Source organism: Serratia fonticola (assembly GCF_001006005.1).
GTDB classification, from domain to species: Bacteria; Pseudomonadota; Gammaproteobacteria; order Enterobacterales; family Enterobacteriaceae; genus Chania; species Chania fonticola.
Window position 1 is genome coordinate 4,778,610 of record NZ_CP011254.1, and the last position, 15,305, is coordinate 4,793,914.

Annotated in this window: 11 protein-coding genes; 6 read left to right on the forward strand and 5 right to left on the reverse strand. The window is 52.4% G+C overall.

What is annotated here, in order from left to right:
* Positions 1 to 30: 30 nt before the first annotated feature.
* Positions 31 to 1,536, forward strand: coding sequence for a Na+/H+ antiporter NhaC family protein (locus WN53_RS21160; RefSeq protein WP_046808252.1), 1,506 nt, complete (start codon positions 31 to 33; stop codon positions 1,534 to 1,536).
* On the opposite strand, the gene WN53_RS21165 is transcribed toward WN53_RS21160, so the two are convergent.
* The gene (locus WN53_RS21165; RefSeq protein ID WP_051346400.1) at positions 1,498 to 2,466 is read right to left on the reverse strand and encodes an acyltransferase family protein; all 969 of its coding nucleotides are present in this window, start codon (positions 2,464 to 2,466) and stop codon (positions 1,498 to 1,500) included. The genes WN53_RS21160 and WN53_RS21165 overlap by 39 nt on opposite strands.
* Before the next feature lie 566 nt (positions 2,467 to 3,032).
* Between WN53_RS21165 and WN53_RS21170 the strand changes: the two genes are divergently transcribed.
* From WN53_RS21170 to WN53_RS21180, 3 genes are all read left to right on the forward strand, one after another.
* Positions 3,033 to 4,553 carry an amino acid permease gene (locus WN53_RS21170; protein WP_046808253.1) on the forward strand — a complete coding sequence of 507 codons (1,521 nt, stop codon included), beginning with the start codon at positions 3,033 to 3,035 and terminating at the stop codon, positions 4,551 to 4,553.
* 15 nt (positions 4,554 to 4,568) lie between these two features.
* Positions 4,569 to 5,843: an arginine deiminase gene (arcA, locus tag WN53_RS21175; protein ID WP_046808254.1), complete on the forward strand. Its 1,275-nt coding sequence runs from the start codon at positions 4,569 to 4,571 to the stop codon at positions 5,841 to 5,843.
* Between the two features lie 156 nt (positions 5,844 to 5,999).
* Positions 6,000 to 7,103 carry a baeRF11 domain-containing protein gene (locus tag WN53_RS21180; protein ID WP_024487064.1) on the forward strand — a complete coding sequence of 368 codons (1,104 nt, stop codon included), beginning with the start codon at positions 6,000 to 6,002 and terminating at the stop codon, positions 7,101 to 7,103.
* 187 nt (positions 7,104 to 7,290) lie between these two features.
* Here WN53_RS21180 and WN53_RS21185 read toward each other — a convergent pair whose 3' ends face one another.
* A complete protein-coding gene (locus WN53_RS21185; RefSeq protein WP_046808255.1) occupies positions 7,291 to 8,178 on the reverse strand; it encodes a class A beta-lactamase FONA-1 in 888 nt (295 codons plus the stop codon).
* 132 nt (positions 8,179 to 8,310) lie between these two features.
* Here WN53_RS21185 and WN53_RS21190 point away from each other — a divergent pair, with 132 nt between their 5' ends.
* A complete protein-coding gene (locus tag WN53_RS21190; protein WP_024487129.1) occupies positions 8,311 to 9,186 on the forward strand; it encodes a LysR family transcriptional regulator in 876 nt (291 codons plus the stop codon).
* Between the two features lie 35 nt (positions 9,187 to 9,221).
* On the opposite strand, the gene WN53_RS21195 is transcribed toward WN53_RS21190, so the two are convergent.
* Together WN53_RS21195 and WN53_RS21200 are read right to left on the reverse strand one after the other, a co-directional pair.
* The gene (locus WN53_RS21195; RefSeq protein ID WP_046808256.1) at positions 9,222 to 10,838 is read right to left on the reverse strand and encodes an FGGY-family carbohydrate kinase; all 1,617 of its coding nucleotides are present in this window, start codon (positions 10,836 to 10,838) and stop codon (positions 9,222 to 9,224) included.
* A 12-nt stretch (positions 10,839 to 10,850) separates the two neighbouring features.
* Positions 10,851 to 11,597 (reverse strand): SDR family oxidoreductase, encoded by a 747-nt coding sequence (locus WN53_RS21200; RefSeq protein WP_046808257.1) that lies wholly within the window; start codon positions 11,595 to 11,597, stop codon positions 10,851 to 10,853.
* 577 nt (positions 11,598 to 12,174) lie between these two features.
* Here WN53_RS21200 and WN53_RS21205 point away from each other — a divergent pair.
* The gene (locus WN53_RS21205) at positions 12,175 to 13,191 is read left to right on the forward strand and encodes a LacI family DNA-binding transcriptional regulator (RefSeq protein ID WP_024487057.1); all 1,017 of its coding nucleotides are present in this window, start codon (positions 12,175 to 12,177) and stop codon (positions 13,189 to 13,191) included.
* Between the two features lie 111 nt (positions 13,192 to 13,302).
* Here the strand turns inward: WN53_RS21205 and WN53_RS21210 are convergent, their stop codons facing one another.
* A complete protein-coding gene (locus WN53_RS21210; RefSeq protein ID WP_046808258.1) occupies positions 13,303 to 15,282 on the reverse strand; it encodes an alkyl/aryl-sulfatase in 1,980 nt (659 codons plus the stop codon).
* Positions 15,283 to 15,305: the final 23 nt, after the last annotated feature.

Here is a 15,305-nt window from a genome sequence, read left to right on the forward strand (position 1 = left end):
CCTGTCTTAACTGTCTGTGGAGCAGTGCCCATGAGCAAACCAGCTAAAACGCCCCGCCCTGTTAAAGCCCCAAGCTATCTGGATGCTCTACTGCCAATAGTCACGTTGATTTTGCTGGTTGGATCTTCCGTTGCTCTGTTTGGCCTTGAAGCCGTCAACGGCCCTCTGCAGGTGGCCATCATCCTCAGCACCATGATCACCGCTATGGTCATCCTGAAGAATGGCCATAGCTGGGAGGAGGTTTCCGAGTCCGGCCGCAAAGGCATTGCCACCATCTCGGGGGCCATTTTTATCCTGTTTTCCGTCGGGGCGTTGATTGGCACCTGGAACATGTCCGGTACCATTCCTACCATGGTGTATTACGGTATTATATTGATCACCCCCAACTGGTTTTATCCGATAGCCTTTTTGGTCTGCGTTGGCGTTTCTTTAAGTATTGGCAGTTCCTGGACCACGGCGGGCACCTTGGGAGTCGGATTGGTCGGGCTGGCCAATATGCTGGGGTTATCACCAGAAATTACGGCTGGGGCCGTGATTTCAGGGGCTTACGTTGGTGACAAAATCTCGCCGCTGTCTGAAAGCACCGTATTGGCCGCTCAGCTTAACGGCGTTGAATTGTATAAACATATCCGCACCCAGCTTTGGACCACCGTTCCAGCGGCGGTCATTGCCCTGCTCGCTTTCATCCTGCTAGGACTCAATCAGCATAGTGCCTTTGATGCCACCGTCACCAACAACGAACTGACACGCTTTAACGAACTGTTCCACATCACACCGTGGAACCTGTTGCCACTGATTTTCCTGTTGGCGTTATCGGTCGCCAAGGTGCCTGCATCATTGGCTATCATGTGCTCGGCCCTAATGGCTGGGATCATGACCTCCTTCATGCAGCCGCAGGTGATCGATCGCTTTATTGTCGAGCCCGATCTTGCCAGCCCACTGTTGGCCATCAAGGCGGTCTGGATTGCGATGGCGACCGGTTTCCAGGAGAACTCCGGTATCGAGCAGATCGACGCCCTGCTGTCACGCGGCGGTATGGACAGCATGTTGCTGACGATCTGGCTGATCATCGGAGCGGTGACGTTTGGCATTATGGTGGATGACTTCGGCCTGCTGAACAAACTGGTAACCCCGCTGCTGCTGCGGGCCAGAACCGTGGGCAAGCTGTTTACCTCGGTGGTTGCTACCGCGATTGGGCTGAATATTGCCGCGGGCGATCAGTATATTGCGCTGCTGCTCCCCACCCGGCTGTACCGTGCCGAATTTGCCAAGCGAGGGCTGGCGCCAGAGAACCTGTCGCGCATCGTTTCGGATGCTGGGATTGTCACCTCCCCGCTGATCCCCTGGAACTCTTGCGGAGCTTATATGGCTGCGGTACTGGGTGTCTCGACTATGGCCTACATGCCATTTGCCATCTTTAATATTGCCGCCCCGCTGATCACTCTGGCACTAGGCATTACCGGTTTTAATGTTCGACATATCCCGGTGGCTGCCCCGTCAGAAGGAGATAATCCGAGCCGTAAAGCGGTTGAGTAGTAACAACCGTGAAACCAATACCGAGGCGATAAAGACCAGGACCAGTAAGGTAAATTTAAGCGTGGCGTCGTTGAAGTCATACAGCGTAGTAATGAAATAGAACACGCTGTAGTGAACGATATAGACGCCCACCATCGCCGGGCTAATAAACTCCACGACGCGGGTCAGCAATCGGCTCTTGATGGCGATATTATCAAACAGGATAAACAGCGCCAGGCTCATGCCAAGCAAGTGCAAATGCTCCAACACAAACCAGCCGGCGACGCTGATCTGGGTATGGGTTGATAGATAAAGCTCGTAGAAATACATGGAGATACCGATGGGGATCACCAGCAGCCTGGCGGCCCACAGCACGCTGGTTTTTTTGGTGAACCTGCGACCCGGAGCCTCCCCCAGAACATGGCCAATAATGTAGTAGCCGCCCCAGACCCAAATAAACGAATAGCTGGAGATAAACAGCGGATCATCTTGGGTATCGAGCGGGCTGAAAATATCCAACAGGGCAATCACGGCAACCAACCCGGCAAACACGGCCGCAGTGATTTTCAAATGTTTAATGCCCTTGAGGATGATGGGGTAAATTAAATAAATGATCCCCATATTCAATAAGATGCCGTTTTGTAGAATATATCCCTGATGAATGTATTGGGTTTTAATCAAGGATGAAACAATGTTCCAGAAAATCATGATCAGGATAATGGATTTGATTTTCACCACAATCTCCCGCCTGGTGAGTTTTTCCACCTCATCCATATAGCCGATAATGATAAAAAACAACGGTTTGGCGATAATAGACACAAAGTACAATACCCCCATGGTATTCGCATGGAGGAAACACTCGAAATCGCACATTTGACTGGTCGAGAAGAAGGTGACGGCGGCAAAACAACTCAAACTCTTTAATGCCTGCTGGTTGACACTGTTGATCATGGTTTTCCATCCATCACCGGGTTGATGTAACACACCCTACTGTTTTTTATAAAAATAATCTTAGTACATTAACACCCACTGCACAACGCGCATATTTAACCCTAAGCCGAACGATTATTCATATCATAAGAGTATTCTTAGAAGCCAATGGGCAAGTTTTTTATATATTAACTATTTTTATGCAACCTGCGTTTTTATGCTTAAAGCAAGTGATTCCCACTAGCCAGCAACAGTCTGCTGTCTTTTTATAACCTATTGATTTAATTTAACAAAGAAAAAGAAACCACTCTATATGCAAATTGAAAAACGCCAAAATCAAGCATTGCCGCTGATTTCATTATCTTTAAAGGATTGTTAATCAAGAATATTCCCATGCGTAGTTTTTTATTCCGTTAGGCAACGGTATTTCTCTCCTGTTTGCAATCAACTGTGCAGGTGTTGAAGAAAAAGTTATTTGCGACAGGCAAATTTTCCGGTTGTGACTATGATTTAATCGTAAGTCGGTTGGTAACGTTATCCTTTAATTACGCAATACTTTATTTGACTCGGTGTCAGTAAGGAAAACCATGACGAGCTCATCAACGAATAAACTGTCCCTATGGTCACTCACCGCACTGGTAGTGGGCTCCATGATAGGGGCTGGTATATTTTCTTTACCGGCCACCTTTGGGCGCGCTACGGGAGGGTTTGGTGCCATTATCGCCTGGTGTATTGCGGGCGGCGGGATGCTAATGCTGGCCTTTGTGTTTCAAACGCTGGCGCAACGTAAACCCGATCTCGATTCCGGCGTATTTATCTATGCCAAAGCCGGATTCGGTGATTATCTGGGCTTTGCCGCTGCACTTGGCTTCTGGGCCGGGACCTGTATTGGTAACGTCTCTTACTTTGTGCTGATAAAATCTACTCTGGGGGCCTTCTTCCCGATATTTGGCGACGGTAATACCATTCCCGCGGTGTTGTTCGCCTCGGTTATTCTTTGGGGATTCCACATTCTGGTACTGCGCGGGGTGAAAAGCGCCGCAGCTATCAACACCATTGCCACCATCGCCAAAATCCTGCCGATCCTCATCTTTGTCATTGTGCTGATCTTTGCCTTCAAAAGTGACGTGTTTGCACTCAACTTCTGGGGAACGCCAGAGACCGCAGCCTCTTTGGCTAGCGTGGGGGATCTCTCTCATCTTAACGATTACGGTTATGTTGGCCATGCGGCTGCCGCTATCGTCCCTACCGCGGAACCTGAATCCCTGTTCAGCCAGGTGCGCAGCACCATGCTGGTGACGGTATTCGTGTTCCTGGGGATTGAAGGTGCCAGCGTCTATTCCCGCTATGCCAAAGAACGCAGCCACGTGGGGATTGCCACGGTGCTGGGGTTCATCGGGGTGCTGTGCCTGTTGGTGCTGATCACCATGCTGTCTTACGGCGTGCTGCTCCGTCCCGATCTGGCGGCGTTGCGCCAACCTTCGATGGCGGGCGTGTTGGAAGCTATCGTGGGGCGCTGGGGGGCAATCTTCATCAGCGTGGGCCTGATTGTTTCGGTGCTGGGTGCCTATCTCTCCTGGTCTTTGCTGGCGGCAGAAGTGCTGTTTTCCGCCGCGAAAAGCAAGAGTATGCCGAAGGTGTTCGCCACCGAAAACAGCAATGCGGTGCCCTCTTCCGCCGTCTGGCTGACCAACATCACCATTCAGGTGTTCTTAATCCTGACGCTGTTTAGTGATTACGCCTTCCAGCTGGCGCTCGAACTGACCAGCTCCCTGACGTTGATCCCTTATCTGTTGGTAGGTGCCTATGGGCTGAAGCTGGCCCTGACCGGCGAAACCTACGAAACCGATAAACGCGATCATAAAAAGGATCTGATCTTCGCGCTGATCGCCACCTTCTACGCACTGCTGATGCTGTATGCCGGTGGTATGAAATATCTGCTGCTCTCCGCCATCATCTATGGCCCAGGTACGCTGCTTTACATTATGGCCAAACGTGAACAGCACGCAAAAGTGTTCACCCCGGCCGAGATGGGGCTCTTTGTAATCGTTATGGTCGCCGCCGTTGCTGCAATCTACAGCATTGCCACTGGCGTTATCACAATCTGATCGAGGCAAGTCATTATGTCGACTAAAAAAAAGACGCAGTCCAAGTTTGGTGTTCATTCAGAAGTAGGGAAATTGCATAAAGTCATGGTCTGCGCCCCTGGCAAGGCGCATAACCGGCTGACGCCGAGTAATTGTGATGAGCTGTTGTTTGATGACGTGCTGTGGGTTGAGCGCGCCAAACGTGACCATTTTGACTTTATGACCAAGATGCGCGAACACGGCGTAGACGTGGTTGAAATGCACAACCTGCTGGCGGAAACCCTGGCGTTGCCCGAAGCCAGAAAGTGGATACTGGATCAGCAGATTGTGCCTAATGAAGTGTCGCTGGGGATCTTGAATGAAACCCGCAGCTTCCTGGATGGCCTGGCACCACGGGCGTTGGCGGAGGTACTGATCGGTGGCCTTTCCACTACCGAGCTGGCTAAAGAAGGTTATGCCGACCACGAAGAGCTGAAGCTGATCCGTGAAGCGGTAGGCATTACCGAATATCTGCTGCCACCGCTGCCGAATACCTTATATACCCGTGATACCACCTGCTGGATCTACGGCGGCGTGACCTTGAACCCACTGTATTGGCCTGCCCGTCACGAAGAGACCATTTTGACCACGGCGATCTATAAGTTCCACCCAGACTTTGGCGAAGCCAATGTTAACGTCTGGTGGGGGGATCCAACCGTACACCACGGTACTGCCACGCTCGAAGGCGGGGACGTGATGCCGATCGGCAACAAAACGGTGCTGATTGGGATGAGTGAGCGTACTTCGCATCAGGCGATCACCCAACTGGCCGCCGCGCTGTTTGCCAACAAACATTCCGGCGTTGAACGGGTGATGATTGCCGCCATGCCGAAACTGCGTGCCGCCATGCACCTGGATACGGTATTTACCTTCTGCGACCGTGATGTGGTGACGCTCTACCCGGCTATCGTCAATCAGATCAAAACCTTCTCACTGCGCCCGGATGATGGCCCAACCGGCATGAAGCTGAGCCGCGATAAAGGCACCTTTGTTGAAGCCATTGCCGGAGCACTGAACCTGAAAAAACTGCGGGTGGTGGAAACCGAAGGCAATGACTACGACACCGAACGCCAACAGTGGGACAGCGGCAACAACATGGTGGCGCTCTCTCCTGGGGTGGTGCTGGCTTACGACCGTAATACCAAAACCAATACCCAACTGCGCAAAGAAGGGGTTGAGGTGATTGAGATTGTCGGTAGTGAGCTGGGCCGTGGCCGTGGCGGCGGCCACTGTATGACCTGCCCGATTATCCGCGATGCGATAGACTATTAATACTTACGATAAAAGGGCACGCCTTTGGTGCCCTTTTATATCTTTCGCATAATTTCTTGCCGTTTGTGCGATTACGTGTGCGCACAGGAAAATGAGCCAGAGGTACAGTTTAAAGAAAACCATAATCAAGTCATATAGTTAACCTGAGAGGTTCACATGCTCTATGTAGACATTCCTAGCCGTGAAGAATACTGTTACTTAACCGATATTCGTGCGGATGCATGTATCTCGATTTATATTCAGACCTCCCCTTTACACCAACAATTAGAAGCCAGCAAAATTCAACTGGGTAATTTCATCAAGGAAGCCTTGTTGCTGGTGAACGACAGCGGTGTCGATAAACGACGTATCGCGTTGTTGGAAGAAGAGCTTTATTCCGTGTTGGAAGATGAATCATTTTGGGATTTGCATGCCCGCAGCCTGGCAGTGTTTGCAACACCAGACAGCATCAGGACTTACCGACTGGCAAATGAATTATCTAATCGACTCGAGGTCGGAGATCGTTTCTACCTTAAGCCATTATTGCGTGCGTTAACCTTCCCACATTCAGCCTACATCTTGGCGCTGTCTGAAAACCAGACACGCCTGATCGAATTTTTTGCCGATGCACCAGCAGAAGAGATGAAAGTACCCAACATGCCTGCGCGCTTAAAGGACGCGATGGGAGATGCAGCATTGAATGATCGCCATCATGGGGCAGTTCATCATAAAGTAAGATTGGCACAATATACACGCAAAATTGACCAGGCGTTACGCCCACTATTTGCCAGACATGAATCTCCTCTGATCCTTGTCGGTACCGAACCTCTTGTCTCTATCTATCGTTTAACCAATTCGTTGCCTAACCTGACAGAGGAGGCGTTATTCAAGAATGCCGAACACCTTGGTACCTCTGAGTTAGTCTCTTTGGTGCGGCCATTAATGGATAACTATTATCAGGCACAATTGAACGCATTGGCATCACGCTTTGAAACACGCTCAGGGGAGCGTCGTGTTACGCAGGATCTGTCCGATGCGGCAAGAGCAGCCTCATTTGGAGCCATTGACCTGTTACTTGTTAACCTCGACAGTACGCAAAGCGGTACCATCGATGAGCAAGGATTAATCACGTTTAGTGGCAGCAATAATGAGAATACCTATAGCCTGGTTGACGAAATTGCAAAGCGCGCGATGGTTAGTGGTGCCAGAATTTTCGCTGTACGCAGTGAAGATTTGCCGCCAGGTGCCGATCTTAACGCCATATTACGTTACCCACTATAGGGAAGCACTGGCCGGTGAACTTGTCGAAGACCAGTGCTTATTGAGGGTTGTCACTGCTGCTATGCTCAGTTGCAACTTTAGATGCTAAATAGTGTAATAAAATCAAGTGGTAGGGCGCAACATGTGCGCCCATCTTGATAAGCAACAGCGCTCTAAACAGGTACCCATACACAGTGACATCCCCGATTTAAAGACCTTCGGTAACAATTTTAGCAGCCGCAGCCAACACGTCTTTGCGGGCTTCGGCATTCTGCTGTGGCTGCGTGAAATAGGTCACCAACACCAACGGTGCGTGGTTAGCTGGCCAAATCACGGCGATATCGTTAGTGGTACCGTAATCACCGCTGCCGGTTTTATCACCGACTATCCACGTGGTTGGCAGACCTGCGCGAATGCTGGCTCCGCCGGTAGTATTCCCCTTCATCCATTCAACCAGTTGAGCACGCTGTGGTTCACCCAGCGCCTTGCCCAAGGTCAGGTTTTGCAGGCTTTTTGCCATCGCCAGCGGCGAACTCGTGTCACGTTCATCACCCGGAATGGCGGTATTCAAGGTGGGCTCGGTACGATCAAGACGGAAGGTTTTATCGCCGATGGTACGCGCAAATTCTGTTACTTTTGCCGGGCCGCCAAGATGCTCAAGGATTTTGTTCATCGCCGTGTTGTCACTGTACTGGATGGTGGCGGCGCTGAACTCGGCCAGGGTCATCCCGGTATCCAGGTGTTTTTCGGCGATCGGGTTGTAGTTGACCAGATCGGATTGCTTGATTTCCATCCGCTTAGCCAAAAGATTTTTATCCGTCTCGCTCTGTTTTAACAACGCCGACACCGCCATCACCTTGCTGGTGCTGCACATAGGAAAACGTTCATCCCCGCGATACAGGATCTGCGAATTATCGGCGGTATCGATCAGCGCCACGCCCAGGCGGCCACCGGAGCTTTTCTCCAGCTCAGACAGTTGCTGCTGAATATTCGCCTTGGCATTAGCAGTTTGCGCCCATAGCGGTGCGCTACCGAACAGCAACGGCATAACCGTAGCCACCATCAGGGTGGTTTTACGTAGTGTATTTTTAATCATGTTTTGCCTCACATAAAATGGATTAACGCAGTAGGTCGTCCTTCAGTTGGCGGGAAATATCCTCTGTTAGGCCGTGATTGACAAGCGACAAGAATTTTCTCTAGCATAAAGAAAATCTTTTGGATAACACCCATGCGCTCTAATCTTCCCCTGAATGCCCTACGTGCTTTTGAAGCCTCTGCCAGACATTTGAGTTTCACACGGGCAGCGCTGGAGCTCTATGTTACCCAGGCCGCCGTTAGCCAACAGGTTCGGCTGCTTGAAGAGCGCCTGGGTATGGTGCTGTTTAAACGCTTACCCCGTGGTTTAGAAATGACGGAGGAATCGCGGGCGCTGTTTGCCGTGTTAACCGACGCCTTTGGCCATATTGAAAAAGCCTTTCGGCAGTTTGAAGGGGGGCAATTTCAGGAGGTGCTCACCGTTGCCGCCGTTGGCACCTTTGCCGTGGGTTGGCTGTTGCCGCGTCTTGAGCGGTTCAGGCAAGAGCATCCTTTTGTCGAACTGCGGCTGCGCACCAACAATAACGTCGTCAATCTGGCCGCCGAAGGGCTGGATTTCGCCATCCGTTTTGGTACGGGTTTGTGGCCATCAACCCATAACGAAATGCTGTTTGAGGCGCCGCTGACCGTGTTGTGTACGCCCGCTACGGCTAAACGGCTCGTTACTCCAGCCGATCTGCTGCAAGAGGATTTACTGCGTTCTTACCGTGCTGAAGAGTGGGAAAACTGGTTTGCTGCCGCTGGCCTGCAGGCAGTGAGAGTTAATGGCGCCATCTTTGATTCATCCCGTCTGATGATCGAGAGCGCTATCCATTCCGGTGGTGTGGCATTAGCCCCAGCGAAAATGTTTACCCGGGAACTCGCTACCGCGCAGCTGGTGCGCCCTTTTGCTACCGAAATCAACATGGGCAGTTACTGGTTAACCCATTTAAAATCGAAGGCAATGACCCCGGCGATGGAAATATTTAGCGAGTGGCTACTGAAGGAAGCAGCAGAAGATAATACGTAGGGGCACAGCATGCTGCGCCCCTCGAGTTTCCAGACTTATTGCAGCTCCTCACGGATCCGTTTGGCCGCACTTTGCAACAGCTTATAGGCCTCATAGCGATTGGCGTGCAACTGGCGGAAATCCGCATTCGGTTGGTATTGGCTATCCAACTCGGAAAACTGCGCCATCGCCTGCTCCACCGAGGTGGCAACCTTCCCCGCCACTGCACCCAGGATCGCCGACCCCAGCAATACCGGCTCCTCCGCCTTGGTTGTCACTACCGTGCAGCCACAGCTATCCGCCAGCAACTGCCGTACCAACGGATGACGGCCAGCCCCGCCGCTGATCACGATCTGCTCAACGGTGACGCCCATCTGGGACTGGGCATCGAGGATTTGCCTGAGCCCATAGCCAATCCCGCAAATTCCGGCAACATACAGGGCCACCAGGTTATCGAGGTTGCTCTCCATACCCAACCCGGCAACCACGGCACGGGAATGAGGATCGGCAAACGGGGCGCGGTTACCAAGGAACTCGGGAACCACATGCAGACCATTGGCGAGTTTTGCCGCTTCCGACGCAGAAACCATTTTGGCCAGCGCCAAATCGGCCAACAAGGTTGGCAGTGAAATACCCAATGCCTTAGCCTGCTCCGCAGCCTCTGGTGCCGCGGGGTGGAACGAGACCAACTGCTTGATCGCCGCCCCCGCCGCGCTCTGCCCACCTTCATTCAACCAAAATCCCGGCACCATTGCAGAGTAATATGGCCCCCAAACGCCTGGGACAAACGCCGGGTTTTGCGTGGTGGTCATCGTGCAGGACGACGTGCCAAACACGTAAGCCAGGTTATTGGTGACGCCACCGCCAACACCGACAGTACCAATCCCGCCAGCATGGGCATCAATCAAGCCCACGGCGACAGGCGTGCCCACTACTAATCCCATTTCTTTGGCCGCTTCTGCCGTCAGGCCATTGCCACAAGGCGTACCAGGTTCTTTGATATGTTCCCCAATGCGGCGGAACGCTTCGTCTGCCAACTCTTCAAGGCCGATGGTACGGAAATAGTCCGGGTCCCAACGTTTCTCATGGGCCAGATAGGTCCATTTGCAGGTCACCGTACAGACGGAACGAGCCAGATCCCCTGTGGCGCGCCAGGTCAGGAAATCGGCCAGGTCGAAGAACTGCCAGGCGCTATCGTAGACCGCACGACGGTTCTCCTTCAGCCAAAGCAGCTTGGGCGTTTCCATTTCTGGGGAGATTTTTCCGCCAACGTAGTTAAGTACAGGATGCCCGGTAGCGTTGATTCGCTCGGCCTGCTCCGTTGCCCGATGGTCCATCCACACGATAATGTTTCGGTCGGGATCTTCAGATGGCCCTACTGCCAGGGGGTTGCCGTCTGCATCGAGTACCACCAGGGAGCAGGTGGCATCAAAGCCGATGCCTGCCACGTTACTTGGGGAAATGCCGGATGCGGCAACCGCCTGCTTGATGCTGGTGCACACCGCTTGCCATATCTCACGGCTGGATTGTTCAACATAATTTTCTGGGCCGCGGAACAGGGTAATCTCTTGGCTGGCATGCGCCAACATAGTACCGGAGAGATCAAAAACCCCTGCCCGTGCGCTGCCTGAACCTACATCGACACCGATAACGACCTGTTGTTGATTGTTCATCATTTTCACCTATCAGAGATCGACACTGTTTGGCAGGATCACCAGGTCACGTACGGTGACATGCTTCGAGCGCGTTACCATAAACAACACCGCTTCGGCCACTTCCCTTGGCTGCATTAGGCTGCCGTTGGCCAAAGCCTCATCCATCTTGGCTTTTGGCCAATCGTCCAGCAGCGCGGTAACCACCGGCCCTGGCAACACGGCACCCACCCGCACGCCATACTGCGCTACCTGGCGGCGCGTGGAGTGCACAAACGCCTGAACGGCAAATTTTGAGGCGGTATAAATCGGCTCCCAGATCACCGGAACGACCCCGGCAATCGAGCTAGTAAACAGAATATCACCGGATTTTTGCTCGATCAGATGCGGCAGTACCGCCTGTACCGAACGAAACGCGGCGTTAATATTGAGATTAAGTACGCGATCCCAAACGTCCGGATCCCCTTCAGCCACCGGGCCGCCAATATAGGCGCCGGCATTGGCGTGAAAAATATCGAGGCGTCCGGCAGCAGCCAGAATGCCGGACAGCATGCCGGAAACCTGCTGTGGGTTGAGCAAATCGATGACTAGTGGATAGGCGTTTTCACCAAGTTCATCGGTCAGGCGCCGCAGCTTTTCCTGGTTACGGTCGATCAGCACCACTTTAGCCCCGGCCTGCAGGAAAATACGCGCGCACTCCAGGCCGATACCCGAGGCCGCACCGGTGATCGCCGCGACCTTACCTTTGAGAGAGAAATTCAATTGGGTGAAATCTGTCATGGTTGGGTTCCTTTATTAAACAAGAGATCAAATCGTCCCGATGAAGTCACTGAGTGTGAGTTCATCGCGTTAAGAATTTGGCTGTCGATATTGCCCCTCACCCTAACCCTCTCCCAAAGGGAGAGGGAACCGAGCGTGCCACGGATTAGCTCCCGATCCTGACTTAAGCACCGAATTCGCAAGGGCTAAAGCGTGCAACTGTTCCTGACCCAGCTTTATATTTGCAAGGGTTGGAAACGCACCACCGCACCTGACCTCAACGCCGTACCAGCCTCTCTCCCTGTGGGAACCAAGCGTGCCACGGATTAGCTCCCAAGCATGGCTTAAGCACCAAATTCGCAAGGGCTAAAGCGTGCAGCTGTTCCTGACCTCAGCTTTATATTTGCAAGGGTTGGAAACGCACCACCGCACCTGACCTCAACGCCGTGCCAGCCCCCTCTCCCTGTGGGAGAGGGTTGGGGTGAGGGGAAGTTTACGCCCCCTATCACACCCTTTGCTCACAACGCTCAATCGATTGAGCATAATTGCTACTTTTTATTTTTACTGTCAAGATATAGAAAATTGGGGAGCGAAATTTGTGACTGGGTTCAAAGCAAAAAAAACGACGATTTACGATCTGGCCGAACTGGCCGGAGCCTCCTCAAGCGCGGTCAGCGCCGTGCTCAATGGCAGTTGGAAAAAACGCCGCATCGGCGCCCAACTGGCAGAAAAAATCCTGCGCCTGGCCGAAGAACAAGGCTATACCGTCAATCAGCAGGCCAGCCTGCTGCGCCGCCGCAAATCGACGATGATCGGCATGATCGTCCCCAAGTATGACAACCGTTACTTTGGTTCGATCGTCGAGCTGTTCGAGTCTATGGCCCGTGAACGCGGCCTGTTCCCGGTGATCACCTGTACCAGCCGCGATCCTGAACTGGAAATCGAAGCGGCGCGCACCATGCTTTCCTATCAGGTTGACTGGATCATCTCTACCGGTGCTACCGCCCCCGACAATATCACCGAGATCTGCGCCGCCTCCGGTATTTCAACGCTAAATCTCGATCTGCCTGGCACCCTCGCCCCTTCGGTGATCACCGATAACTATGCCGGGGCCAAAGAGCTGACGTTAAGAATTCTGGCCAACTGTGAAAAACGGCTGGGCTACCTCAAGCCGCTGATCTTCGTGGGGGGACGCGGGGTTGACCATAACACCACGGAACGCCTGCGCGGCTTCAGAGATGCCCACCGGCAGTTAGGCCTTGAGGTCATTGAAGAGAACCTGTTGGCCTGCGGCTATTCCCCAGACAAGGCCGAGCTGGCGATGAAAACGTTTATTGCTCAAGGCGGCGATCTGCAAACCGGGCTGTTCGTCAACTCGACGATCTCGCTTGAAGGCGTGATGCGCTGGTTGGTGGCGTCTGGCTATCGCGGTGATAAACAGCCGGCGATGGGCTGTTTTGACTGGGACCCTTTCGTACTGCTGTTAGGCCATGACATCGTGATGGTGAAGCAGGACGTCAACAAGATGTTGCAGGCGGCGTTTGCGCTGATCGATGCCAACTCGCAAGAAAAGCAACTGATTGAAATACCGCCGATCTTCCCAGAGATGATTTGAGTTAACTACGCCGGTATTGTTCGATCCGGGGCTTCAGATAAACGTTTTGGCCGTCCTTTCGACATAAACAAAAGTAAATCCCCTGCAGCTCTGAAGCCGCAGGGGAACTATTTACGGTGTAACGATGTTGAACCAGAACTCAAACTTGTCCATGTAGCCCAGCATCTCATCGAGTTTCGCACCGTTACCGGTTACTTTCACTTCGCCTTTATCTACAGCCTGCTTCAGGGTTTCTTCTTTCAGGATGATCTTATTCAGCGTTTCGCGGTTGAGCGTAATGGTCGCATCCGCGTCTTTCGCTTCAGCACCAGCAGTATGGTTCAGTACGCCATTTTCCAGCTCCAGCTTGTACTTACCGCCGTCGCTGCCGAGGTCGATATTGAATACCGCTTTGGCGTTTGCCGCTTTTTCACCGTCGATATGTACTCCGAGGTAGTCGAAGAACATCTCAGGTGACATGGCTTTCACCGTATCTGGACTTGCGGTATTTGGCGTAGGTAATTTCTGAACCCCATTACGCAACTCCTGCGCGCCGGTCAGGTAGAAGTTACGCCATGGTCCAGATTCAGCCTGGTACCCCAATTGCTCGAGTGCATCCGCTTCCAGATGACGTGCCGCCTCGTTGTTGGGGTCGGCAAACACGACTTTACTGACAACCTGGGCAACCCAGCGATAGTTCCCCTGATCAAAATCAGTTTTCGCTTTTTGCAGGATGTTATCGGCACCGCCCATGTACTCGACGAATTTCTTCGCTGCCTCTTCTGGCGGCAGTTCATCCAGGGTTGCCGGGTTGCCATCGAACCAGCCGAGGTAAAGCACGTAGGTAGCTTTAACATCGTGGCTCACCGAACCGTAATAGCCACGGCTTGCCCAGGTTTTTGCCAGGCCGTCTGGAAGTTTGAAGTTGGCAGCAATTTCATCACGTGTCAGACCGGTATTAGCAAGACGTAATGTCTGGTCGTTGATATAGCGATACATATCACGCTGACCTTTCATCAGGTTAACAACGTTTTCATTGCCCCACGTTGGCCAGTGGTGTTGAGCCATAATGATTTCGGCCTTATCACCCCAGCGGTTAATGGCATCGTTGATATATTTCGACCATGCCAGCGGATCACGAATTTTCGCCCCGCGCAGCGAGTAAGTATTGTGCAGAGTGTGAGTCACATCTTCCGCAGCTTCGATGAGTTTTTTCTCTTCGATATACCACAGCATTTCGGACGGTGCTTCAGAGCCTGGCGCCATCATGAAATCGTAGGTCAGGCCATCAATAGTCTCTTTTTGTCCGGTTTTGGTGATGTAGTTAGTCGGGGCGATTAATGTCACCGTCCCTGCAGAAGTCGTTGTCCCAAGACCGGCACCAACCTGGCCTTTTTCATCAGGCTTCAGCAGGTTGCCGTACATGTAACTGGCGCGGCGGCTCATGACGTTACCCGCCATAATGTTCTCGGACACGGCTTCGTCCATAAAGCCCGCCGGGGCGTAAATCTTCACTTTGCCTGATTTCACATCTGCTTCGTCGACGACTCCGCGAACGCCACCGTAATGGTCAACGTGACTGTGGGTGTAAATCACCGCGACAACGGGTTTATTGCCACGATTTTTGAAGTATAAATCCATGCCGACTTTTGCTGTTTCTGCAGAAACGAGGGGATCAACAACAGTAATCCCCTCTTTACCCTCAATAATGGTCATATTGGATAAGTCGAGATTACGGATCTGGTATACACCCTCGGTCACTTCAAAAAGGCCGCTGATGTTGATTAATTGGGACTGACGCCACAGGCTAGGGTTCACACTATCCGGCGATTTATCACCCTCTTTGATAAAGGCATATTTCTGCGGATCCCAGACCACATTCCCCTGCTCACCTTTTATGACATCAGTGGGGATTGCAGCAATAAAGCCTTTGTGCGCGTTGGTAAAATCAGTGTTATCAGAGAAGGGAAGTTGGTTATAGAGTGCGTCGTTGGCTTGTTTGGTTGAAGCCGTCGCCTCTTTGGGGGCTTCCTGCGCAAACAGCGGAGTCAGTGCCGTGGATGAAAGCAGCCCTGCCAGAGCAAGACTCTTGACGATTAACTTAAGCCTCATTTCTATTCCTCATATGTAACCCC